Raw genomic sequence first — 26,875 nt, 5'->3', positions numbered from 1 at the left:
CCAGCGCTAGTCCGTTCACCTTTGTCGCTTGGGCTAGTGAATTGTACTGTCGGTCTTTAAGCTATATTGGAGTCTTAGATGAATTTCCTGAAACCAATCAGTTACTTTCATTATGTGTCCATAAAGAAGTAACCTTGTCACCTCAAACGCTACCACAGATCTAAGCTATACCTGACTCCCAATGACACTATGCCGACTTCATCCCTATCCAGTGGTATATGTTGGTAGCCGATGTAGACCTGGGTCTTTTGGTCGACTTGATAACTGAGCTCTGCCCCCAGCCATATACTGTGTCCTGAACGGCTATCATGCCCTCGCCAAATTTCTAGATCAGGCTGTTGAACAGATATCTGGTTAGCAAGATTATCGGCTAAACCGCCGGACAGCTCAAATGTGACGGCGTCCATTTGCCAGACAAAATAACCTAATTTAGCTGTGATACTAAACTGCTCATTAATCGGATAAGTCGTCAGTACACTCAATGATAAACCGGAAGCTGTTTCGGGATACACATGCTCGGCTAAATCGTAATAAGCCTCTATGTCTGTTGTTTTGCCAGAAAACCATACACTTCTCTCTCCAAGATCCATATAGCCGGCTTCAAGACTAAAATATGAGTTCAATTGATAACCAACAAACACGCTAAAACTGGCTCCTGAGTCATCGACTTGAGTACTGGAGGCGTCGACTCCAGCCAAGTCATAAAGCGCATCCAATCCACTGGATGAAACCTGGGTTGTGGCTATGCCAAATTGCCCACCGATATACCAAGTCTCTGGCTCAATGGGCTCTATTGAGTGACCTGCTTCAGGTCTATCTAGCTGAGGTTTATCTATCTGGGGTCTATCTATCTGAGGTTTATCTATTGCGAGCTCCCTAAGCTCAGCTATCCCTAATTGCCTACTTGTATACCAAGCCTCTGTTTCAATAGGCTCTATCGAGTGACTTGCTTCAGGTCTATCTATCTGGGGTCTATCTAGCTGAGGTTTATCTATTGCGAGCTCACTAAGCTCAGCTATCCCTAATTGCCTACTTGTATACCAAGCCTCTGTTTCAATGGGCTCTATCGAGTGACTTGCTTCAGGTCTATCTAGCTGAGGTCTATCTAGCTGAGGTTTATCTATTGCGAGATCCCTAAGCTCAGCTATCCCTAATTGCCCACTTGTATACCAAGCCTCTGTTTCAATAGGCTCTATCGAGTGACTTGGCTCAGGTCTATCTATTTCTAATTTATCTATTCCTAATCCATCTATTTCTAGTTCACTAAGCTGAGTGATAGCAAGGTGGCCAGACAGCTCAAAACGCGCCATCTGATCGTGACTCGAACTCTCCTGCCCCCTCTGAAGCAATGCATCTGTGCCTGAGAGATGAACAAAATGGGTGGAGTCCGTGAGCTTAATTCCATAAGGGCCTATCTTAGGTTCGATCACTGAGGCGTTTACTGAAAATGAGGTGAATAAACAGATGAATACCACACTCATTAGCGGACAAGATGCCTGTCTGTGTAAGCGATGGCGCCGACCATTGAGGTAGGCAAACAAGAACAGATAGAGCAGCACGCTAAGTGCCAGGCTGCCACCCGATGAGTCTGTTCTCGATGCTAACTCAACCGCTGCAATAACAGTGATGTACACTTTAGCCTCAGATATACCGCCGAAAGTATCTTGGATCTGATAGGTTATTTCTTCAAAACCTGCAAAATCGGCATTGGAGACATAGGTTATGACACCAATATTATTGATCGTGACACTGCCATACAGAGCGCTGGCAGATGTCACATGAATAGCATCACCATCAAGGTCATAATCATTAAGAAGTACATTGATATCGACATTATCCCCCTGAATAACTTGGATATTATCATCTAGAGCAACCGGAGCACGATTGGCTGTGATGGTGATCTTAACCATGGCAAAGTCTGCCCCTCCCTTACCGTCAGAAATACCGTAATGGATAATGTCCTGACCTATGATATTTAACGCCCCTCGATAAAAAACACCATTATTCTCAATTGTAACTGTGCCGAAATTGACGTTAGCTGAGATAATCGTTAACTCATCACCATCAGGATCTGTGTCATTGACTAATATCTCAATAAAGACTTCCTCGTTGACACCTATGATCACACTATCATCGACGGCATTCGGTGCCAGATTGTCGGTCAACTTGGTGCCGACGAAGCCGGGGTCTATAATGGTACCGTTGGTCACCATGTCATCATCATTTGGCCCACCATCTTCTATGATCAACTGCACGCACCAGTCACCTAAGGTTAATCCAGGTTGCCAAAGCACGCTGCCCGTAGGAGGACAATAACCAGGCTCACCTTGTGTAGACCAGAGGCTGTTTTTGTCATCTTCAACAAAATCCCCCCAAGCTGTCTCTGAGCGGTATTTACGATAAACCGCATCGAAGGGGATCGGACTGCGGATTGGCGTCACGATCCGATATTCTTGGCTGTTATCCGGTAATCCATAGGCGATGAAATCCATGATCCCGCCCACATTCAAGGTCAGCGTATCCACCGGAATAACATCACCATAGTCATCGCCTTTATCGGCGAGTAACGCACCACCTGTACTTGTATTAAACGTAAACTGACCTCTTCGTAGACAGATACCGGGATCGCCCTCGACTAAATATTGATTCTGAATGGCACTGTGTTCGAATAAGACGTTACACTCTGAAATACTGTCTAAATAATCCGGTGTACCATCGCCATCACTGTCCTGATACCCTTCTATATTGTCAGGGATCAAATCCCCATCAGAATCGGCATCGGTCAATACCTCCAAGCTATCCACCAGATGGATATAGAGGCTGGCCTTGTCATCGAGGGCCGGAATGCCATTATCGGTAACCGTCACATCTATGCGATATACACCTAAGGTCAGCGACTCAGGTTGAAAAACAAACGACTCTGTAGACGGACTGATATTGTTAAGCTCTGACTCCCAACTATATATCCATGTGTCTGTGATGTTGGCATCATAGACATTGGAGTCGATCGTCACCGCTCCCCCGCTACGGGTGACGGTTAATCGCTGCTCGTTATTTTGACTGGCCGTTAAACTGACTTTGGGGGCTATGTTGCCCTCAGTGATCCTTAAGGAGTGCGTGAATTGACTGGCCCGGTTTAACTCTGGATCTAGAGTGAATGTTAAGGTTTCATCCTCTTCAGATAGGTCATCCTGCACAATAGTCACCATTATCTGTGTGTCAGTACCAGACTCGATAACCAATTCCCCCGTCGCCACCAGGTAGTCACTTGCCTGTGCTGAGCCTGACAACTGATAGCTTATGACTAAAGGATAGGTTTCAGATTGCCCGTTGAGGTACACACCCACCACGACCCGCTCACCTTCCGACACGGTTTGATCCTTGTTAAAGGACACCAGAGGACGAACACAAATATTTTGCGCCGCGACACTGGTCCTGCCTTCGCTGTCCACCGCTTGCCAGTAAGCTTTATTGTTCCCCGGTGGAAATAACAAGTTGTTATTGATGATTGAGACGGGCAGAAGATTACCAAATCTATCTGTCGCGGTGGCGGTACCTATGTCGATTCTGGTGTAGAGTGCATCTGCACTTACGACTAATTGATCACACAGATCATCGGGTAATGAAATAATTGGAAATAGCGAATTCTCATCTATATCAAAAAAGATTCGAATGAGTCCAGTATCCATTAAGCCATGAGGGTCTGTGACCAGATACTCTATGATGACTTCGCCGTTAAAACCTTGCACCGGCGTATAGATAATCACATTCCCCAGCAGCTCGACAGCGCCTATATCGACATTGGCTGACACTAGACTGATCACATCGTTATCGGGATCACTATCGTTATTGAGCGGCTGTATATTGATGGGTAGCCAATCGTTGACCTGATAAACATCATCCACGGCTATGGGAGACAAGTTTAGCCCTTGTACTGTGACGTTCACTTGTGCCTGCGCCATACTGCCTGCACCATCTGAAATGGTATAAGTGAAGATTATTTCTCCAATAAATCCCTGTGGGGGCGTGAAGCTAATGGAGCTGTCGCTATTGATGACAATATTCGCCGACGAAGCACTGATAGCCGACACCGATAAGGGGTCACCATCGATATCGAAATCATTATTGAGCACTGAGATGTTTATGGTCTCATCAGCAAATATAATTACACCATCATCGACTGCCACAGGCAGGTCATTAACCGGTGACACATTAATTGTCACCAGTGCAGTGCTTTGTCCACCAGCATTATCTGTAATTGTATAACTAAGGGTATCCACACCGAAGAAATCGGCCTTAGGCATGTAGAATATGTGTCCCTCTGTGACCGTGGCCACAGCGCCGCTCATGGTTTCCCCCAAAGATAGCAGACTCACCACATGACCCGTATCCTGATCAAAGTCATTCAGCAATACATCGAATAACTCACCGGCTGAGTCCTCAATAATGTCGCTATAAGTATCATTCATGGCAACGGGGAATCGATTTAACAAGCGAAGAGTCAATTCAACCGAACTTGTGGTCATCTTGATATTGTCCACATAAGTGACGCTAGCCTGTACCGGGAAATCTTCAGCTGCCGATAACGGAACTAAGCCAGTATCAGTCAATTCGAATCTGAGCAGATATTGCTCATTATTACTGTCAGCGTCTGAGTTAATCACCGAGCCAAGTACCATGGAATAGGCTTGGCCGTTCTGGATAAGTGCTGCGCCAACATCCACAAACACATTGGCGGCCACAGAGTTGATCCCAGCAGGCGACCCAGAGGCCGTCATTCCTGTATCAAACACCCGCATCAGTTCGCCGCTATTGGCCGTGAGCGCTAAGCCATCGGGTATCACCAGATCTAGGGTCAAGTCTTGGGTTCGTCCCGTAGGAATAATCAAGTTTACGTCTAAGGTCAGGCGTTCTCCTTGAATAAAATCATTAGCCGAGGTGCTGGGAAAGCTTGAACTCGCCAAACTCATGGTTAATTGCGGCTGGCCCGATGAACTGGTCAGATTGACAAGCAATAAGGTGGGATTCCTACCGTCGCTGGCATCGGCGTTATCATCGCTGAGAACATGGCTAAAATTGGTGCCAGATAACAGGCCCTGGTTTGCAATTATCGTCCCATCAGGGGTCGATGCATCGACCGTAACTATCACCCCTACATTCACCAGAGCACCAGGTGGAATATCGCCAATATTAACGCTTAAGGGAGCATCAGCAACCACTATGCCCTGGCTGGTGTATCCGCTCCCACCAAGCACGCCAGTATTAACCGGAATAACATCATGGAGCTGACTGGCTTCACCACTGGCCGAGCCGATATTGATAATAACGAACTCATAGAGAATTTGATCGTTTGGATCGACCCAGCCATCACCATCAAGATCGTTCACCAAACTCCAGCTGAGATAGATGTCCATCGCCGGAGCACTGGTGCCACCATCGACTGCGCTATAACGCACCAACTGAGCACCATCAGAGGGATCACCATTACTGTCGGCAGTGACGGCTGCTGTTTGATCGCTATCACCGAGTGCAAGATGACTAAACATTTCACTATCCGGCGCCCCGTCGGTATCGAACAGGGGCGCATCTATGGTGACGCTATATTCACCGACTATGATTTGGCCAGGCTGCAAGGAGCCTATGGCCACCGCCACGGCATTGCCAGTGACGTCTATGGTATTGGATCCCGTTACCACCGCTGTGCCAGGCACATAAGTTATGCCCCCGGGTAAGGTTTCAGATACGCTGACATTGGTCAGGGCATCTGGGGAGAGATTTTGAATAAAGTAACTGAGTTTCATGGTATCTAAGGGTGAAATATCACCACTGGTATCGAGATCGGTAACCCATAACGCAGTCTGTTGAATATAGAGGGCATCGAGTCGCCCTACTGTGCCCTGTACATAGATGATAGTCGCCTGATCGCCGTTGCTGTCATTGCCATCCGAGTCAGACAACTCCTCCACGGTAAGCTCTGAATCCACCACCCCCTGAGCCCTAATTTGAGTGCCGGCGCTGACCCCAGAGTTGATGATCACTCGGTAGTGTAATACCACCACATCATTGGTATTCATGGCACCGATATCGAACGTTAATAGCGGTAGGTTAGCGTCATCGACACTGCCCTGACTGGTATTGGCGACTGTGCTGACATCATAAAATGTATGGTTAGGAATATTTTCTTGGTAGATGACGCTGTTGACGGCAGGCCCTGTGTTGGTGATCACTAAGGTATATTCAAGCACATCTCCGGGTTCAAGCACGCCAGACTCACCGTTATCTATGACGATATCCACGGTATGGCCGACATCGATAAAGGAGAGGCTTCTGCTGGTAATGCTGGTTGAACCACTGAGGTTATAGCTTCTCTCGACAGTCGGAGTCCCGGCTAGAGAGGAGTAATGGCCGTTATCTATCTCTATGGTTAACAGTTTATCAATCTGGGCGTCATTATCGACGCTCAGTTCTACAGTGAATGATTTATTGTCTTCGGCTAAGGTGATTGAGCCCAGATTAACGCCTATGAGCCCAGGGACGCCGACATCCAAGCTACCATCGCCACTATGGCTCGAGGGAACATAGGTTAGCCCTGGCGCAATATTAATATCGAAGCTCACTTCGAAAGCGTCGCTAGTGCTTAAATCATGATCTAACACTAAGGTCAGGAGCAGAGTATCACCTAAGGAGACCTCGCTTATTGGCGTCGAAATAGACAAGACTAGATTAGGTTCCACTAAGCTTATCTGTTCGGTATCTGGGCCGGCGGCGCCAGAAAGGCTGGTGACTGAAGCAATATTATCTAAGGTGACCCCAGCGCTATTGGCTAAGTCATCGTTTACACGAGTAAGCAGTCGCAGGATAAAGTGATCGTTGCTCAAGTCGGCATCGGCTGTATTGCTCACATCACCGAAATCGAAGCTAAACGTTCCAACAGGTGACTCTATTTCTGTGCCCGTGCCGCTATAGCTTATCTGTGCAGAGGCTATGATGCTGGCCGACATAAAACTCAGGCCTGAGGGTAACAGGTTGGTTAATACTAAGGACTCAGTGATCCCCTCTATGATATCCACTTGTATATCGTAGGAGACTGTTTCGCCTATGGTAAATGTGCTATCTCCCTGGCCTGGACTCAATACTTGCTGCAACGCGATATTGGAGTCAATCGTCAGGGCCTGTGTCACCGACTCACCGTAATTATTTAAATTGCCATCATCGTCATCACTGGAGTCACTGCTATCACGACCGCTACCCAGCAATAAACTGTTGTAATTAGCGCTAACACTGCTCAATGCCAGATCGCCGGCATTGGCCGTATTATCGATAACCACATCATAATCTATGGTGATCGATGCCGTAGCTGGCAGATCGAATTCCGGCCAGGACAAGGTATCATCCGAATCGTTAGTGGTGATAATACTGGCATGAAGGCTCGCGAGTATCGTCGCCGTATTCGTTAAGACCGCGAGGTTGCCTGGATTCGTCAAGAGGATATTATCGAAGGTACTGCCACTGCCAGAACCATCGGGACTGCCTAACAACTCAGTCGGCATGATATCGGTTAAATTTACCCTATATGCCGTCGCATCGATTGAGGTATTCGTCAACGTGACCCTATATGACAGGCTATCACCGGCATCACTGCCAGACGCACCGGATACGATAGAATCTGTCAGAAGCAGATTGGCCTCAACCAGATCAAAAATGATGGTTTTAACCGGCGGTGATGACGCATTATCATAACTCACCGAACCTGTGACCGATAACGAGACTCCCCCTTGATTGGCCAAGATATTATCGGCTTCGACTTCTATGGCTATGGATAGGTTCTGCGCCCCGGTATGGTTGTTGGACAAGGTACCAAAATCGAACACGAGTGGGTCGTCTCCCCGGCTCAGGTTAGTCGCTGGAGCATTGGATGCGGTAAAATTACTCCCGGGTTCTATGATAACCACAGGGGTGCCGGTATAGGTCATTCCAGGTGGCAGGTCATAGGTAAACACAAAATTCCCCGTGATACCGACCGGTATCCCTATGATTGCGGTGATCACCCTGGTATCCAAGATAGTCAGGTTACTCGCGCCGGATGTGAGGCTGATATCTGGCTTATTAGAAATGACGGTGACTGAATCATTGGCGGTTAAATCATTAACCATCTGACCCGAATCGTTATTATTACCGCTACCGGTTCTTTCGCCGGTATCACTATCGCTGATACCCGGTGTAGCCGAAGCTGTACCTTGCGCCCCAGGCAGTGAGGTTATTTGGGCAACCAAGCTATTGATTAATTGCACTTCAAAGCCAATGCCGACATCGACCGTTGCGGTATAAACAAGCGTAACCGTCTCCCCGGTATCTAAATAACGCTCACCGGCAGACAGACATGTCTGATCCGATATCAGTGAATTACCGGAAAATGAGAAGCAAGCAGATACATCGGTCGCTCCCCGGGATAACGTGGCACTGACAAGCACTGGGCTCTGCAAGCCAACAGGCAAGGTATCATCTATCTGCCACTCCCAGCCTCTGGATGCATTGGCTGAAGCGTTATTGGTCACCACTGAGGTAAATGTGATCACATCCCCGCCATTCACGGTCAATGGGGAGGCACTTTTAACCACCGACAGATCGGCTTCCACCACAGTAAAACCTGCGTTGGTATTCAATGTCTGAGGACTGCCAGCAAGATTATTGTAATTAATGTTCGCCGTGAGTGTCTTGATATTGGTCCGGGCATTCACTGTGATGTTTTTCACCAACACATCGAAGCTTAATAGGAGCTGTTCTGTGTCTGCGTCATCATCCGAGTTGGTAATATCACCGAGATCAAATTCCAGCACAGCCCCATTAACCACAGGCGTAATACTGGTGTCACTCGTTGGAATTGGGGCTAAGGCGCCTGACAAATTACTGCCTTGCAGTGAATTCGAATTGAATGCACTAATGAGCGCCGATCCGGATAAATATTCCACCCCGGCAGGCAAGTCAATATCGATAATAGGGTTTATGGTGTCTTCAAGGCTTATGCCTTCAGGCACGGATACCCTGAAGCCATAGGTCAGGACTTCACCTATGGCTGCCTCAACAATAGAAACATCACTACTCCAGGATTCCGATGAAGCCAGTAAACTGAAATCATCGATAGTCAATGCACTGATGGACCCCATGGCAGAGCCATTATCATTGCTGACTCTTTCAGGATCAGCCGCCGCCCCATCTTGACTGTCGCCGGTCACGACCACATTACTGGCATAGGTCGAGCCCGTCACCACAGAATTTTTAACCACAGCTGTATAGGTGAAGGCAATATTCGCCCCAACAGCCAAAGCAACCGAGCCTGTATATGTCACCGTTGGACTGACAAAACCATAGCTAAAACCTGCAGGAGTGGTACCGACTACCACACTGGTGATATCGAACAGATCGCCATTGAGGGTATCTGTGATTAAGATGTCGTAAGCGGGCGCGGTACCTGTGTTCGTTAAGTCAATCGTCACGGTAACCAGATCCCCTGCCATCAGACCAGTCGCGGGAGAAAAGCTCGAGGTGACCGCCAGAACATGTTCGGAAAAATTGGTCTGGACGCTATCTTGAATAGCCGAGCCGGTTTGGGCTGTATAGGTTAAGTTCGCCGATAAGCTTCTGCTCTGCACCATAGTCAGGGCCGTTAATGCCGCATCATCGGCGACCAGGGCATCGAAGGTAAAATCAAATGCATTATTAGCGGTATTATTATCATTGGTCACAGACGTTGATACCGGACTGTCAAAGGCGATATTGATCGTTTGACCGCTGCCCACAGAGCCAGTTACCCCCACAGTCGGCCCCGCGTCGACCGTGCCGGAAAAACCGCTGGTGTCGACGCTCAGACTGGCATTAACATATTGAAACCCTGCCGGCAAAGCGACAATAAGCACCAGATCCTCAGTTTCACCTTCGGGTAATGTCACTCGGGTTCGGTAAGTCACAGTATCACCCACCACCACACTGCCTGGATTACCCTGGGGCGTCACACTGTCTAAGCTTGTCACCACAGCTGGGTATTCCATGGTGATCATCACATCACTCATACTGCCAGGAAAGCTGGTCGCCGCCGTAGATGACGCATCCCACACCACACTCGATGCTGGAGTCAAAATTTCGTTAGGATTAACCTGAGAATCTATGTCGGCAGTGTAGGTAATGATGACGGTATCTGTTGTCAATGGTGGCCCTTTGCTACCATCATTTTTAGGCAAGGGATCAGTTAACAAGAGCCCAGCCGCAAATAGATCCCCAGAATAAGCCAAGTTAGCACCTAGGCCATCGGTGACTGAGACAATAACCGGCGCGGTGAGCCCGGTCACTAAGCCGGATGTGAGTAAAATATTATAGGCATCCGAACCGCCGATATTTTCGGCGGTGATCACCAAGGTCAGTTTGTCCCCTGCATCGGATACACTGATGTCGCTATTCACGGGCACCGCCGGAATAATACTGGCATCCGCCAGAGGGTTATCACTGGCACTGATACCATATTCGATAACCATGTCGGGAGCCCTGACATGCATCTTCACCGATGAGGTATTGAGTGCCGATGTCAGCGGTGTATTCTTGGTGCTGGCTAAAAACAATAAGCTTAAGTTGCGATCATCGGCAAAGGGGGTATCCCCTATTGTTAGTGTAATATCGATGGCAATGGTTTGGCTGCCTGCAGAGGCGACATCCGGCCATTCTATGCGCAGTTTATTACTCGCTCCATCGACTGAAATACTCGTTGGCAGCAGGCCTAAGGTATCTTGGGCCGCAAAACTGATACTGGTGTTTGATGCCAGGTTAGTATTGATGTCGATATCAGAGACATCGAAGACAGGTAAAGGCAGATAGGTTTCAAAGACCAGACTAGTGGTGTCGCCTGAGGCTATGGTTAACACCTCCTGTAAGGTCACTATATCGCCCGGAGAATATTCAGCCTGAGGGCTAAGAATGGCGAGTGAATTCGTCACAGGGATAATGCTCACCGAGCCCAGCGAACTGTCTGAACAAGCCGAGGCGCCAGCGGTCAGACCATAAATAACATTGACGTTAATGGCTAATTCATCGGCGGCTAGCACGGGTAAGCCTGTGTCTATATACAACTGGGCCACAGTCGCCGTATACACAATATCTATGCTTGTCCCTGGCGCAATATTGCCTGTGACGCTGTGAACATCGTAGTTAAGGGAAGTGGTACCATCACCATTAAGGGTCACATTCGGGGTGATGCTTTGTGGCGAGCCATTCACTAACATGGTCTGATGGCTAGCAAAAGTCAGCCCATCGTCAATATCCAGATTAATGACTAATGAATCTGAGGTTGCGTACTGACTTAAATCCACAGAATCGGTAAAGGTGATGCTATCACCGGGCAAAGCCGTGCTTGTAGAGGCTAAATGACGTATGACCAGATGTTTAGCCTGTAACTGACTGTTGCTTAATCCTTGCACAAGAGGAGCTGACAGGTATTCACCATCAAATTGAGCATCACTTTGAAGCAGACTGCCACTGCATTGAGACTCGTCCAATATGTCGGTGATATAAGCCGAGTAGCTGATTTTTATGTCATCATCCGCCGCCGTTCCTGTGACATCGGTAAACGAAGTCAGCAAGACTCCACCGGCAGTGGATGTCGACGGCTCGGCATCTTGGCTGAATCCGTTGCCACCCATAGCCGATGACGAAATATATTGAAGTGCGTTATCTAAGGTATTTTGGTGACTTAAATTATCAAGGGTTTTGCCATTGGCCACATTGACAGTGTCGGTAAACACGACGGGGAACGCAGATCCGGGGACACTTTTTCCTTCAGAGGCATTATTGCCAGCATCGAACAGATAGAGACTCGGCGCCACATCTTTATTCACCAAGGCGCCTATAATAGGACCATTGCTCCCGGTGGCCGTATCGCCATATTGGAATACACCTTGGACTCCCACCGTTAACGGCGCATTAATGACAGCCGACGTATCTAGGCTGACACAGATATTGGCGACAAGAGCCGGACCATTCTGAAAAACAGAGCCCAAGGCTAATACTAATAGTTCTAAGCTATCTCCTTCGGTCGAGCTAACCTGTGTAGCCGATCTTGGATCGCTCAACAGACCCGACATGGGGAAAACGCCAATATTGGTGACACTCATGGCACTTCCCAGTAGCGTTGCCGAATCAAAGCTAATCCCAATAGGCAAGATCAGACGAATGTAGGGACCAAAACCGGCACTGGGATCTGCATTACTGAAATCGACATCGAAGCAAACCTGCTCGCCAGAAAATGCGCTCGCTGGTAGACCATTAGTGAGTACAGGCGTAGCAGCCTTAAGGGTCAATGAAGTGAATAACAGGGGTATAAGTAAAGCAGCCTGAAGTAACTTATAGTATGTCATAGCAATACAAGACCTCAATGACGACACCACAGAGCTGCAACGAAAGAAGACAATAGTTAACTGGGTTCTTTCTAGCACTGACAACTGAAAAAACTGCTTCTCTCAGATGTGATTATGCCGCTAAAAATAAATTCTTCTTACGAAATGATGCCATTAATAATGGTTCATTTCGCAGAGCTTAATCATTGATCAAAGTTCAACGCTCGTTAGCTCCGTCTAAAAATCTATCCTAAATATTGACTGTATAGATTGCGTTATTTTCAATTCCCTAAAAGCCAGCCGGATACTTGATGCATATGTATTTTAAAAACCTTCGAGTTCCCGGGTATGCTGAACACTCAGACGTTTAAGCCTGAGTTTACGTTTGATTCTGAGCTGTAAAAGTGAATTTAATCTCCAGTAAAAACCACTTCTATTTTACGGTAAGCGAATGGGTAAGCCTGAAAGTCACTCAGCATTCCCCTTTAAACTTGTGGGGAGTTGCCACACCTTATTGTGGTCATTGTTGAAATTAAGACTGTTAGCATAACTAGAATCTGGCCTGTCATGGCCTAAAAAAGGAGCCGAAAACAATGACATAAAAACCATTATTTAGCGGTACAAGTGAAGTATTTTGACGAGATGATGAAGACAATCAGTGAGCACTTTATCATTGCTGACCTTTTTCTATGACTTAACCCCTACTAAATATAGTCGCTAATAATCACTTTAAAAATAACCTGCAATTAATTAGAGTCGAGTAGCCCATTTGCTTTCATATGGAGTGGTATTTGTTGAGCCTTAGATTTAAGGGGAAAAGCGCTGACAACAAGGGTTCACGCCAGAGAATGGCAGTCAAAATGAGCTAAACACAAAAAGGCTGGTGAATTCACCAGCCTTTTGAGGGGGATATAGCTTATAGTCGAAAAAGCTAGCTCATCTTTAGGCTTTAGCATAAGCTAACTTGTTTCTTAATTCTTGTTTGTGGCTATGGCTAGGAGTTATCGGCCCCAGGGATTAAGCGGTAACTTGTTATCCGCTGAGCTGACTTTATTGTCAGTTTGCTTAGATGCCGATGTTCTGCTTGAGCCGCGAGTCGACGCACTTGATTTCGAAGCCGAGCGCTTATCTTTTGGCTTAGGCCTATTATCCTTTGAATCATCTCTATCGGGCATATTCTTAGGCACGAAATTCAATACTGAGACAGGTACTTCTTTACGTGGCTCAAAACCTTCAACTACTTTTCTCTCGATCAAGAGATCCAGACGCCTTTCAATCATGCACAGATTCTTGAAATCATCTTTAGACACCAGAGATATCGCCTCACCGGCGGCGCCCGCACGTCCGGTACGACCGATACGATGCACGTACTCATCGGCAGGATATGGCAAGTCATAGTTGATCACTAACGGTAGATCATCGATATCTATGCCGCGAGCTGAGATCCCAGTTGAGATAAGATACTTTATCTTGCCAGTTTTGAAATCCGCCAAGATCTGCTCTCGAATGGCCTGAGCACGACCACTGTGAATACAATCGGCTTCAATGCCGCGTTTCTCAAGCTGAGCAACGAGCTTAGCGGCGCCGTGTTTAGTCTCGATAAAAATAAGCGCCTGGGGCCAGCTGTTCTCTTTGATCAGATGGCTCAGTAACGCCGACTTCTTATCTTTATCCACCGTCACTAACCACTGGTCAATATTGGGCTTACCTTCACTTTTCTTAGTGACGGAGAGCTGGATGGCATTAGGGATCGTCTCTTTGGCGAGTTCTCTCACCTGACGAGATAAGGTCGCCGAGAACAAGAGATTTTGTCTGTCTTCCGGTAAGGTATCTATGATCTTAGTGATATCTTCGATAAATCCCATATCCAACATTCTGTCGGCTTCATCGAGCACTAACATTTCGATTTCATCGAAATGAATCGATCTTTGAGTATACAAATCTCTCAAGCGACCCGGAGTGGCGACGACTATGTCTATGCCTTCTATCAAAGCCTGTTTCTGCGGCCCGTAATCGACGCCACCATATACTGCCAGCGCCTTAAGATTAAGGTACTTACCATAGGCCTCTATACTGGTACAGACCTGAACCGCTAGCTCTCTTGTGGGAGTTAGAATCAGTGCTCGAATACGTTTTTTACGTTGGTTTTCCCCTCTTGCCAACATTTCAAGCATAGGCAATACGAATGTGGCTGTCTTACCGCTGCCCGTCTGGGCTGCCGCAATTAAATTCTTGCCTTTAAGCGCCAGGGGAATAGCTTCGGCTTGAATAGGCGTTGGCGATGAATAACCTAACTCGGCTAGAGATGTTAAAATCGGATCGCTTAATCCAAGATTAGAAAATGACATTTTGGGTCTCAACATAATAACGAATAAATAACTGTTTAGGCCTTAGATCACATTAGCTAACGCAAAGCGTTCAACGTAAAGTAATTGCTCAATAGGAAAATGCGGCAAAACAGAGAAAGTGCCGCCATTATAACAGGGCCAAGCCGAAAACGAGAAGTGCCATCGGCCTAAAACCGCTATTCTCCCCTTAAAAACTCAGCATCTGTCTAGACACGTCCAGCAGAGGCAAGTTTCATTGTCATACTCTGCTTATGTTCAAGAGTACGATCCCGACCGGCCAATAAACCAAATATACTGCAAAGGACACAAGATACTGCACAGAGTATTAAGGGTAAGCGCCAGCTCCCGGTCGTATCATGGACATAACCGATAAAAATAGGACCCGTTGCCGCCAGTAGATAACCCACACACTGAGTCATGCCCGATAAGGCGGCAGCCTGATGAGTATGATAGGTACGATGGCTGATACATGACAGGCCGACAATGAAGCCCGCACCGCCACCGAAACCAAACACCAATACCCAAACAGTGGCAAACTGCGGCAGTAATAAGAGGCCTAATATGCCGCTTAAGGCGATAAGCGCAGTACCAAAGGCGAGTAAGCTCTGATTTTTTAACCTGCCCATGATAGGAATAAGTGCGATAGCCGGTAGCGCTGTCGCCAGTTGCAGCAGACCCGCGTTAAAACCCGCCTCAACCTCTGAGTAGCCGGCATCCATAAGCATACTGGGTAACCAGCCTATGATGATATAGGTCACGAATGAATTGAGCCCTAAAAAAAAGGTCAGTTGCCAGGCTAAGGGCGAACGCCAAACATAGCTATGGGAATCTAGCTTGGCAGTATTCTTTGTAGGAGCCGTGTGACTCGTCATCTGCGGTAACCAAAACAGAATTGCAACCAGTGGAAACACGATCACACTTACTAGGGCGAAGCTCCAATCAGACATAAATGAGATGCTTAAGTGCTCGGCTAGGTTCGATATGGGCACAGCTAAAGCCGAGCTGATTGCCGAGCCGATCCCCATGGTTAACACGTAAACAGCCGTAAGCGTAGCCACCTTAGTTGGAAAGTCTCGTTTCAGTAGACTAGGCAAGAGTACGTTGGCGATTGAAATCCCGGCTCCAATGACAAAAGTGCCCAGAAGAAGTGCGCTGGTCGACCCTAAGGTCCGAACCATAATACCGATGAAAATAAAAACTAATGCCGTCATAAGCGCGCGCTCTAATCCTAGAGCGTGACCCAGTTTGGAGGACAGGGGTGACATAAACGCGAACGCGAGCAGAGGCATGGTTGTGAGTAAACCCGCTTGACTCGCGGTTAAATTCAAAGCTGTGCGGATGGAATCCAACAAGGGGGACACACTGGTGATGGGACCACGCAAGTTAGCCGCAATAAGCAAGATACCCAGAATGAGGAATATCGATTTAGTGCCTAAGGTTTGATGTTCTTTGGTCATGAAGCGCTCCAATAAGAAGAATATTGCCACTCTAGCCTTTAAACCAACAGCAGAATTGAGCTATATTGACATTTTATTGCTAAAAACAGACAAACATATGTCACCAGATGCATTATTCCCCGAATTCGACTCGGACCAATACCCTCAAAAAGTAGTCTCTTTGAAGCTAAGAGGCGGAGACAGGGAATGCGAGACCCCCTTCCACCAACACAGGAAGGGACAATTAGTGCTGGCGACTCATGGTCATGTGACCTGTAAGATCGACGATGGGATCTGGATGGTGCCGACTCACTGCGCGGTGTGGATCCCAAGTCAGGTTCCCCACAGCAATAGAATATCGCCGGATGCACAGATCTGTATGCTATTTATCGATCCCAAAATTCCTAACTTGCCACAAAAGAGCTGTACCCTGTCCATCTCTCCCCTGGTAAGGGAGTTGATCTTGCACTTAACGACACAGATACAAGACTATAAAGCCCAGAGTGCCACGGCTAAACTTGTCGACGTACTGATGCATGAGCTAGTCAAGATGCCAAGGGAGCAATTTGACTTTCCCATTCCAAAAGAGCCAAGACTGAATAAGATCGCCCAAGACTTACTCGCCAACCCAGATAACCGGGAGACCATTGCTCAGTGGGCGGCAAAATTTGCCATGAGTGAGAGGACATTGGCACGGCTGGTGAAACAAGAAGTCGGGGTCACATTTGGTCGCTGGCGCGGTCAATTGCATATTGTTATCGCCCTGCGCGAGCTATCATCAGGATATTCGGTGCAAAGGGTATCTGAAGATTTGGGCTATGAGTCCGTCAGCGCCTTTATCACTTTTTTTAAGAAGACCTTAGGCCGACCGCCGAAGCAATATATCAATGGCAATACCTAGGCCTAGAGCTTCATCTTGCTTTGGATATGAAAGTTCCAAGCACATCAGATTCAGATGCAAAATAGCCCTGTTCCATAAAATGGAAAAGCTGAAATATTTTATTATTTTATCTAAGCCATTATTAACAATGTTGAGCTTGCACTCCCTACCCATGCCAAATTTTTACCAATAAAAAGCCCGTCAATTGACGGGCTTTTTATCTGTTAACTATTCACAAATAAGCGTAAAGCCTATTAATGCTAGTGACTCGATACACTTGCTTTACGGGCCTGATGAAGCTTTTTATAGCTTTCAATCAACCTTAGGTGCGGTTCTATGCCTTCGAGCTTCATGCTGGTTTGGGTCAGCCCAAAGAACTTAACTTCACCTGTTACTGAGCCAACTACATTATTCATGGTCTCTTCACCGAACATTCTCTTGAAGTTATTAATATAATGTTCGAGTGCTAACTCTTCATCTAAGCTAACTTCAAGCACAGCATGTACGGCTTGATAAAACAGGCCACGCTCAACCGTATTGTCATTGTACTGCAAGAATTCACCAACAAGCTCCATGGCGTCTTCAAGCTCGCCCAAGGCAAGGTAAATCAGAATCTTGAGTTCAATAATGGTTAACTGGCCCCAAGGGGTATTGTCATCAAATACAATGCCAATCAAGGTCGGGATATCAGTTTGGTTATCTAATTGACTCTCTTCGAGACGCTCGGCCAGGCTGGTTAGTTCATCATCAGTTAGCGAATGAAGATTTAAGATATCTTCACGATAATTGAGTGACTTGTTGGTGTTATCCCAGATAAGATCTTCAACTGGGTACACTTCTGAATAATCAGGCACTAGAATGCGACACACAGAAGCACCAAGCTCATCGAATTCGGCGATGTAAGCTTCTTTGCCTATATCTTTTAATATGCCGAATAAGCTTTTAGATTCTTCTTCGTTACTGCCAGAGAAGTCCCATTCGCAAAACTCATAGTCATGCTTACTGCTAAAGAAGCGCCAGGAAATAACACCCGTTGAATCAATAAAGTGATCGACAAAGTTTTCAGGCTCAGTGACAGTCATGCTATCGAAGGTGGGTTTAGGTACATCGTTTAAGCCTTCAAAGCTGCGACCTTGCAATAACTCAGTCAGGCTGCGCTCTAACGCCACTTCTAAACTAGGATGAGCGCCAAAAGAGGCAAATACCCCACCGGTTCTCGGGTTCATAAGCGTGACACACATTACCGGAAATTGGCCTCCCAGTGACGCATCTTTAACCACAACAGGGAAGCCCTGGGCTTCTAGGCCCTTAATGCCGGCTAAGATACTTGGATATTTTTCCAGTACTTGCATGGGCACATCAGGCAAGACAATTTCTTGTTCGATAATTTGTCTTTTAACGGCGCGCTCAAAAATCTCAGATAAGCATTGCACCTGAGCTTCTTGCAGATTATTACCCGCGCTCATGCCATTGCTTAAGAATAAGTTTTCGATCAAATTCGAGGGGAAGTAAGCTGTTTTGCCATCAGAATGACGAACATAAGGAATAGCACATATGCCACGTTCAACCATGCCCGAGTTGGTATCGATGAGGTTAGAGCCACTCAGTTCGCCATCTGGATTGTAAATATCTAAACAATACTCATCTAAAATACCGGCTGGTAGCGCGTCGTCCTCTTCCAACTGAAACCATTTTTCATTGGGATAATGAACAAAGTCACTGTTTGCGATTTCGGAGCCAAAAAATTGATCGTTATAGAAGAAGTTGCAATTTAGGCGCTCGATAAACTCACCCAGAGCTGAGCAAAGCGCGCTTTCTTTAGTTGCGCCTTTACCGTTGGTGAAACACATGGGCGATGCGGCATCGCGAATATGTAGCGACCACACATTGGGTATTATATTACGCCAAGAAGATATCTCAATCTTCATACCTAGGTCGGCAAGCATGGCTGTCATATTCGAGATAGTTTGTTCGAGTGGCAGATCTTTACCCAAGATGTAGGTGCTAGCGTCGCCATCGGCTTGCCCCATCAACATGGCATTGGCATCTTGATCAAGATTTTTAACCATTTCGATTTTAAACTCAGGATCGGTTTGTACCACCTTTTTGACGGTACAGCGATCTATCGAACGTAAGATACCTTGTCGATGTTTATCTGATATGTCATCGGGAAGCTCTACCTGAATTTGAAAAATCTGGTTGTAGCGATCTTCTGGGTCAACAATATTGTTTTGTGACAGCCTGATGTTCTCTGTTGAAATGTCACGAGATTTACAATACACCTTCACAAAGTAAGCCGCACAAAGGGCTGACGATGCTAAGAAATAATCAAAAGGGCTGGGAGCTGAACCATCGCCTTTGTAACGAATAGGCTGATCTGCGGTGACGGTAAAATCGTCAAACTTTGCTTCCAGTCTAAGATTGTCGAGAAAATTAACTTTGATTTCCATTAAATATGTCCAGATACGTGCGCTGTCAATCGGCGAGCTTGTCTTAATTGAAGAGAATTATCGGTGTTTTTAGCCCAATAGTCTTGGATTAATTGCGAAAAGACTTAAATAAAGGCGTTTAGAGACAAACTCCGCCTAAGGTATGGGACTAACATAATTTATCCCTTATCTGGATTTTCACGTAAAACGATAGTAATCCCACCCACAAAGATGCAAACTATTCTCATTATCAATTATGGGGTTTTTAGATGAATACGCTTGTTATTTGGGGAGCTGCTAGTGGTTTGGGTGCTGCAATGCTGGAGTACTTTTATCATCAAGACATTAATGTCATTGCCGTCGTTCGCGATCCAAACAAAAACCCACGTTTAGCCCAGCTAGGTATAACAAGATTAACTTGTGATGCTCTTGATAATAAACAGGTGCAAGAAAGCCTTGCTGCGATTCCGACTGACGCTTGGGTTATCTCGACCATGGGGAGTTTCCAAACGGATACGCCTGTTGATTATATAGGACATAGACACTTAATAAACGCACTTGAAAACAATAATATTCGTCGCTTCTTATTAATAACATCATTAGGTTGTGGCGATTCATGGCAGTATTTATCCGACCGCGCCAAACTCGTTTTCGGGGCGAGTCTTAGAGAAAAATCCTTAGCTGAATCTTGGTTGAAAACGAGTCGATTAAATTACACCATTCTACGTCCTGGTGGATTAAAAGATGGTGGCATAACTGAGAGCGGGAATTTATCACAAAATACTGAGATTCATGGATTAATTCACCGCAGTGAAGTAGCAAGATTAACTCACCAATTACTTCAAGATGAAGCAAGTATTGGTCAAATTTATCAATGTGTTGACCCTAGTTTAACCTGATGATAATACATTATAAAATATCGAGCCCAGCATTAAACCTGAGCTCCTATTATCTTAAACGAGAGACTGTATTTAATCCTGTTTAAGGCTCCACTAGTTTGCACCATCAAGGATCACACTAAGCCTGTTATTCACATTCATATTTACTGCTATATTTACGTCCATATTCACGGAGTAAATTAAGGTCTCGGCTGCATTCAGTCCATACTCACTTTATGCTGGATTCATGTTGGCTTTATTGATTTATTAATATCTTTCAGACCTTCCATCACATCGGGGAATGCTTTGAATATATGTAACAGACTAAATAGCAATACTCCATGATGGGAACCAATGGAGAACTCACTAAATGTATCCCAGGTTTCATAACCAGAAGTTAACAGTAAAATAAAACCAATAAAAAAATTAATATAAGGACTGTGAACAATATTACTCAACATAATGACTAAACCTGATTAATCCAACATGATGCCCTATAAATATGCAAGCCATACTGAAATAGGGATTTACCGTAACGAATAAGAGTGACCTCTTACCCACTGACTTAACACGGCGATTCCACATTATAAAGCACAGGGGTACAGCTCGCCGAACATATAAAAACATTAAACTACAATAACAACTGTCCTAGCATTCAATAACCCTTAGTTAATGACGCTATATTATTGAATAACGGAACAAAGCTAACACACTTCATCTTATCTTAAAAGATTGTTATCTATTAATGGGGCTGTCCACATCACTTATAATTTTAACCAGATGGATATCACCGTTAAGTATTAGTAGATATACTAGAATCATTTAAATACTCAGTTATAATAAATCAAACTTTATTTTTCAGGTCCGTTTATTTAAAAACACATAGAAGCCTTAATGCCAAAAGAGTCCCTCTCCTTTTCTTCGACATTGATTTTAACTTTTACCCTCCTAAAAAGTATAGGTCCATTATATATCCCCACCTAATAACTAGTCGTTTATCATCGCAGAACGAACATAAGATAACGCAGGACTTGAATGTTTTATTTTATATCATAAAATAATTCATGATCTATTTGGTAAGAAGATATTAGGCATTACTTACCTAGCTAGTGATAAGATTAAAAAGATGAAGGACATTTTTGGCCCAGTATGGAAATAAATTAATTTTTACTTTGGCTAAGCTAGTGGAAATCAGCTGCAGTGATAATGATATCAAGGCCCATGTTGACGGCGATAAATTTATTATCATGTCATTATTTTATTATGAAACACCTTACAAGCAAGTGCTCAGTGAGCTATCACTTCGCGTCATTGGTAATGACGCTCGCTTATCGAGTAGCACGACCCTCAAGGCCTGACTTCATGAGTTATGGCGGCTTAACCTTCAAGTATCATTAAATACAGAGCCTTAATGACATGATAAAAAATCCGATAAGCTAGTGAATCAACGCAATAAAATAAAAATAGCAACCGTCTCAGTCAATAAAAACATTACAGCTTAAGCGGCTTTCTCTTCACATAGAGAGTCTTATTCACTTTTGCTATCACATTACCCAATTCATCTTTTATCTCTAAGGTGAATGTAGGAAAATACTTATCTCCCCCTTGGGTGCCTTGCTTAATCTCCTCTAAATCTTTATCAGTAATACTGATCTCACAGGTGACTTTTTTCTTGGTTGCCTTCAAAAACTCGATATCGGCCGCCCTATCCCAGATAAAGTAGTCTTTGCCTAGCAGTTGCATCAATAGCAACATCAGATGTGGATCGACCATGGAGTAGAGACTGCCACCAAAATGGGTATTTACAGCGTTACGGTTGTACCAGCGTACCGACATGGCAACATGCAGTTCCCGCCAGTCTTGGCTCAAGTAGGTGATCTTTATCCCTGCTCCTAGGTAAGGTGGATAGAGATTCAGGAATCGCTTCATAGACTTGGGACTGAGTTTCATTTTTCTCCTATTGACTCCGATATAGTGATAACACGCTAGTTTAACTTAGATGTAGAGTATTTAATCTAACGAAGATATTCAACTAGGCAGATGAGAGCGTCTCAAAAAGGATTTTTAAATGAAGCCTGTGCCTCACTCCACGCGACAAAACCAGTTTAAATATATTGAAACAAGATATTCGGTTAACACCTTGAATCTGTATTTATAAGCCATCGTGTTTGAGCTGAACCTCTGTTCGATAAAGCAGCATTCATTGACTAGACTTCTTAGTACGCTCAGTTGTTAGTACTTTGGAATTATGATGAATAAGCTCACCCCTCTTATTATGCTATCTCTGGTTAGTTTTCTGGCCAATAGTGCGACCATTACTATTCGCAGCGATGTATGGTTCCCCATGAACGCTGCTCCTGGTGCAACACCAGCCGGTTACATGATTGATTTTGCAAATGAGATCTTCAACGCCGCTGGTCACCAAATTGAATATAAAACCATGCCTTGGGAGCGAGCGGTTAAACAGGTACGTGATGGGAAATTCGACTGTGTCATTGGCGCTTATACCGATGATGCGCCGGATTTTATCTTCCCCAAAGAGTCCTGGGGCACTGATGTTTCCTCTTTCTATGTACAAGCGGCTGATAGCTGGCGCTTCAAGGGTGATGACTCGTTAAAAGGTAAGAAGATAGGCATTATTTCCGGTTACTCCTACGGTGACAAGATGGATGCCTTGATTAAGGCAAACCCGGCTTCTTATAAAGCAGCCACAGGTAACGATGCACTAGAAAAAAACTTAAAGAAACTCAACGCAGGTCGACTGGATATTGTCATAGAATCTCAGGCTGTGGGCGCCGCAAAAGTCAGTGAACTGGGTCTATCGGCTAATATAGTCTCAGGCGGAGAAGACGGTAACCCTACCCCGCTATATATCGCCTGCTCACCCAGTAAGGCCAGCAGTCAGGAATATATCGACATCATCGACAAGGGAACCAAACAATTGAGGGAGTCTGGTAAATTAAAGCAGATCTTATCCGTTTATGGGCTAAATGACTGGAAATGATCCTATGAAGCTCATTAACTCTATCGCATTCAGATTGATTGTCGCGACCCTGATTGCGGTTAGTTTTTTAATCACTGTAATGAGTACCATCAGTTATTACAGCCAAAAAAACTTACTCGAACAGAGGCAGCAACAGCAGCTTCAACATGCCATTTCACGACTCGAATTGAATCTCCCTACGGCGGTGTGGAATTTTGAGCAGGAACGCATCGTTAATATTCTTAAGTCTGAGCAGGCATCTGAACATATTGCTTTCATCCAATTTATCAACGATAAGGACGAGGTCAGCGCCACTGCCGGTGATAACAAGACTGAACAAAAAATCAGTGTCCCTCTGTTTTTCGTCGAAGATGGTGAGTCCAATTCACTGGGGCAATTAGCCATATATATAGATAATGACAGCATACTTTCTGTACTCGCTGACTTACTCATCACCTCGGTTATCGAAGCTCTATCACTGGGGTTATTGATAATCCTCATCACTTACACCCTGTATAAAGCACTGATTGCAAAACCTTTACTTATGCTTACCTTGGCTCTGGAGAATATGGACCGAGGGGAGAGCAATCTCACTCAACGACTTCAGGTCGGTAATAAAGATGAATTTGAACGGGTCAGCCAGGGATTTAATCGATTCGTCGAGATGATCCAAGCCATCGTCAAGGCATTTCAGGAGTCTGTGGCCAAGACACGCATTCAGGCTATGCAGGCCAATGACGATGCCAAAGAAAGTATCCAGCTCATCGCGGCTCAACAGCAGGAAACCGATCAGATGGCGACCGCTATCACACAGATGTCATCCTCTGCGGGAGAAGTCGCAAGCCGGGTCAATCAAACTGCAGAGTCGGCGGAGCAAGCACGTAAAGATACTCAAGCCGTCGCCTTAATCTTACAGGAGACGGTCGCTTCAATCGAGGAACTGGCGCAGCAACTCAAAAGCTCAGAGCATGCTATCAACTCATTGGATGAAAATGTTAAAGGGATAGTCTCTGTAATGGATGTGATCAACGGCGTAGCCGAGCAAACCAATTTACTCGCGCTAAACGCCGCTATTGAGGCTGCAAGGGCCGGAGAACATGGTCGAGGTTTTGCCGTTGTCGCCGATGAGGTACGCGGCCTAGCTCAGCGTACCCAAGCCAGCACCTTAGAGATTAAGGAAAAGATAGATGGCCTCAGAGCAAGCACAAATACTGCCGTCGAGTCTACATTGGCTTCATTTGAGCTAAGTGCCACTGCCGTAGACAATGCTAAACGCTCCGAAGCCTCAATCACCGGCATTCTCGATGCCACCAGCTCGATTAGTAGCATGTCAGAACAAATAGCGACCGCAGTTAACCAACAATCTAATGTGGCCGAAGAGCTGAGTATGAGCGTAAACCAGATAGTGTCTCTAGGCTACGATAATACTGAATCCCTCAACAAGGTCTCCAACACCATCCAGGCACTTCTTTCACTATCAAAAGATTTAGATGAGCTGGCTAAACAATTTATTACCTAGATGGAGCTCACTTCCCCTTTAATATATTGATAATGACTTGATTCATGGCACAAGCTGCATCGAATAATAAACTATACCGTCTTGTTTACTTTTAGCGCCATCTAAACGGAATCCGAAACTCTCATAAACTGGAATGGCCATTGTTGAAGACTTTACCCAGTAGTTGCCATTACTTCCTTCAGCTATACAGATTTCATTGGCAGCTGACCATAATTGTCTCGCTATGTTTAATTTTCTACAATTTGGATCGACAAAAAGCTGGCTTAACTTCTCTTTGCTATAAATGGCAATAACTGCGACTATCTTATCTTCCTTAATGAAACACAGCATCAAGTATTGCTTGTTCAGGATGCGATCTTTTATAGCCTGAAACTCTAGCGTTTCTTTAAAATGTTTGACACCATTGATATCAAAGTCGGTGTTACTCTCTGGCTAAATCGCCCGTAAAATTAGTGAGCGAATACCTTCAGAGTCATTGATTGTGGCTTTGCGTATACTCATTACAATCCTAGAAAGTTAATACAGGTATAGTGCTCATGGGCTTATAGCGCTTGGACCAGATTGAAAATAAAACAATTTAAATAAAAACAATTGAAATGAAAAAAACTGAAACCTGACACTAGCTTCACATTTAAAACAGAAGCAAATAGCTAGACGCGAGTTTATTTAAGCCCTTCCGGTACCTATACCTAATCTAGCCAAATTAATGGCTCTGAGAGTAAAATATAACGTCACATATCAATCTATTGCATCGCGGCGAAGACAAAGCAGTAGCATCACGGCAAAGACAAAGACTCCAGTGACCAAGCTGAGCTAGTTACCCCATGGCCTCTGCCTGGCTAGGCCTGAAGGTACTAGCATCAATCTAATACCAATCAGTACAAGAAAGTGGCTAACTCAAGGTTATTTGGGGCTGCATAATTCAAGGTGAAAGAGTGAGGGGAATTTTAGCATTCAGCATGAAAGTTAAAGTTAAAGTTACCAAGCATACAGGCTCGTTTAGTTTAGCTGACAGAGATGATCTCGTAGTGCTTGAGTGCGCCGCCTATTGTAAGTTGAACACTATCGTATACCAGCTTTCCCATCAGTATCTGTCCTAGGGGAGAGGATGGAGTGATGACTATGATATGCCCCAGCTTGGGATCGCCATGTTTAATAGCGCCGGTATCAATATCAGTATCAAGCTTGATATCAATTTTCATGCCGCCGGCACCCGGGCCGATAAAACAGGTTTTCACAGCCCCTTGCTCATCCTCAATGGTCACCAAGGCGGATAAATCTATAATAATGTCATCGGAGAAACAGGCCAAGTTCAATGACTTATAGGCCAATAATTCGATGTTACATTCCGCAACTCGCTGAGCTTGCCCATGAGCCAAATATGATGCTTCGAGGCCGAAGGTCTCATACTTACTCTTGGCAACGGTTTCACTGTGTGTGGCAGTTTCGTGGGCCTGTTTCGCCGCAGACATGGCTGCCTGCTTGGCGAGTTCGAGCCCCGAAATGATCCTATCAAGGATTAAGCGCTTATCAAATTTACCACTAATCGCCATTAACAAATGATCCTATCAAGGGTTAAACACTTATCCAATTTATCACTCATTGCCATTAAAAATGATCCTATCAAGGATTAACTGCTTATTAAGATAAGTCATTAATCACCATTAATGATACCGATCAATCGCTTAATGAATCGCTTTACTGCCGCTTCATCTTCAAATTTGAACGCCAAACCATAGTGAATACCATTGAGGCTCTTCTGTACACGTTTAGGAAAACGCGTCATCTCATTATTATGAAAATATCCATGTTTATGCTTTACCCCTTCTAGCCCACTGAGATCCGCAAGAAATACCTCATAAGCGGGTCTGATGACCAGTTGGCAGTCACTGGCTGAGCCGTGCAGGTACACGGGCTCCTTGAGATGAGGCAGCATATACTCGGTGATCTTCTTAATGGTGAAGTTAGTGCGGCACTCCAATGAGCTTAAAACTGACATGATTACGCTGTGTTCAATCGCCAAGG

The 26,875-nt window shown here is 45.3% G+C and carries 13 protein-coding genes; 5 read left to right on the top strand and 8 right to left on the bottom strand.

The window, feature by feature from the left end; all coding sequences use genetic code 11:
* Positions 1–149: 149 nt before the first annotated feature.
* The 3 genes from SVI_RS09220 to SVI_RS09210 all read right to left on the bottom strand — a co-directional run bounded on the left by SVI_RS09220 (position 150) and on the right by SVI_RS09210 (position 16,182).
* A complete protein-coding gene (locus SVI_RS09220) occupies positions 150–12,398 on the bottom strand; it encodes an Ig-like domain-containing protein (protein ID WP_013051234.1) in 12,249 nt (4,082 codons plus the stop codon).
* Positions 12,399–13,378: 980 nt separating this feature from the next.
* Entirely contained in the window at positions 13,379–14,725 is a 1,347-nt protein-coding gene (locus SVI_RS09215; RefSeq protein ID WP_013051233.1) for a DEAD/DEAH box helicase, read from the bottom strand.
* A gap of 206 nt (positions 14,726–14,931) precedes the next feature.
* A complete protein-coding gene (locus SVI_RS09210; RefSeq protein WP_041419831.1) occupies positions 14,932–16,182 on the bottom strand; it encodes an MFS transporter in 1,251 nt (416 codons plus the stop codon).
* A gap of 97 nt (positions 16,183–16,279) precedes the next feature.
* On the opposite strand from SVI_RS09210, the gene SVI_RS09205 reads away from it, so the two are divergent.
* Positions 16,280–17,062 carry an AraC family transcriptional regulator gene (locus SVI_RS09205; protein ID WP_013051231.1) on the top strand — a complete coding sequence of 261 codons (783 nt, stop codon included), beginning with the start codon at positions 16,280–16,282 and terminating at the stop codon, positions 17,060–17,062.
* Positions 17,063–17,301: 239 nt separating this feature from the next.
* Here SVI_RS09205 and SVI_RS09200 read toward each other — a convergent pair whose 3' ends face one another.
* Positions 17,302–19,491: an OsmC domain/YcaO domain-containing protein gene (locus SVI_RS09200; RefSeq protein WP_041419830.1), complete on the bottom strand. Its 2,190-nt coding sequence runs from the start codon at positions 19,489–19,491 to the stop codon at positions 17,302–17,304.
* Between the two features lie 248 nt (positions 19,492–19,739).
* On the opposite strand from SVI_RS09200, the gene SVI_RS09195 reads away from it, so the two are divergent.
* Positions 19,740–20,369, top strand: coding sequence for an NAD(P)-binding oxidoreductase (locus SVI_RS09195; protein ID WP_013051229.1), 630 nt, complete (start codon positions 19,740–19,742; stop codon positions 20,367–20,369).
* 1,118 nt (positions 20,370–21,487) lie between these two features.
* Positions 21,488–21,706 (top strand): hypothetical protein, encoded by a 219-nt coding sequence (locus SVI_RS09185; RefSeq protein WP_013051227.1) that lies wholly within the window; start codon positions 21,488–21,490, stop codon positions 21,704–21,706.
* A gap of 133 nt (positions 21,707–21,839) precedes the next feature.
* Here the strand turns inward: SVI_RS09185 and SVI_RS09180 are convergent, their stop codons facing one another.
* Positions 21,840–22,298, bottom strand: a complete 459-nt coding sequence (locus SVI_RS09180) for a DUF4442 domain-containing protein (protein WP_013051226.1) — start codon at positions 22,296–22,298, stop codon at positions 21,840–21,842.
* Between the two features lie 298 nt (positions 22,299–22,596).
* Between SVI_RS09180 and SVI_RS09175 the strand changes: the two genes are divergently transcribed.
* Together SVI_RS09175 and SVI_RS20715 are read left to right on the top strand one after the other, a co-directional pair.
* Positions 22,597–23,352 carry a substrate-binding periplasmic protein gene (locus tag SVI_RS09175; protein ID WP_013051225.1) on the top strand — a complete coding sequence of 252 codons (756 nt, stop codon included), beginning with the start codon at positions 22,597–22,599 and terminating at the stop codon, positions 23,350–23,352.
* Positions 23,353–23,356: 4 nt separating this feature from the next.
* Positions 23,357–24,850: a methyl-accepting chemotaxis protein gene (locus tag SVI_RS20715; protein ID WP_172634433.1), complete on the top strand. Its 1,494-nt coding sequence runs from the start codon at positions 23,357–23,359 to the stop codon at positions 24,848–24,850.
* A gap of 42 nt (positions 24,851–24,892) precedes the next feature.
* Here SVI_RS20715 and SVI_RS09165 read toward each other — a convergent pair whose 3' ends face one another.
* The 3 genes from SVI_RS09165 to SVI_RS09155 form a co-directional block, all read right to left on the bottom strand.
* Positions 24,893–25,258: a GNAT family N-acetyltransferase gene (locus tag SVI_RS09165; RefSeq protein WP_083779895.1), complete on the bottom strand. Its 366-nt coding sequence runs from the start codon at positions 25,256–25,258 to the stop codon at positions 24,893–24,895.
* 596 nt (positions 25,259–25,854) lie between these two features.
* On the bottom strand, positions 25,855–26,403 hold the full coding sequence (locus SVI_RS09160) for a GreA/GreB family elongation factor (protein ID WP_013051222.1): 549 nt from the start codon (positions 26,401–26,403) through the stop codon (positions 25,855–25,857).
* Positions 26,404–26,504: 101 nt separating this feature from the next.
* Positions 26,505–26,873, bottom strand: a complete 369-nt coding sequence (locus SVI_RS09155) for a hypothetical protein (protein ID WP_013051221.1) — start codon at positions 26,871–26,873, stop codon at positions 26,505–26,507.
* Positions 26,874–26,875 lie beyond the last annotated feature (2 nt).

Origin of the sequence: Shewanella violacea DSS12 (genome assembly GCF_000091325.1) — a bacterium.
Classification (GTDB): Bacteria; Pseudomonadota; Gammaproteobacteria; order Enterobacterales; family Shewanellaceae; genus Shewanella; species Shewanella violacea.
The sequence above is the reverse complement of the archived record's forward strand: the minus strand, read 5'-3'. Positions and strand labels throughout refer to the sequence as shown.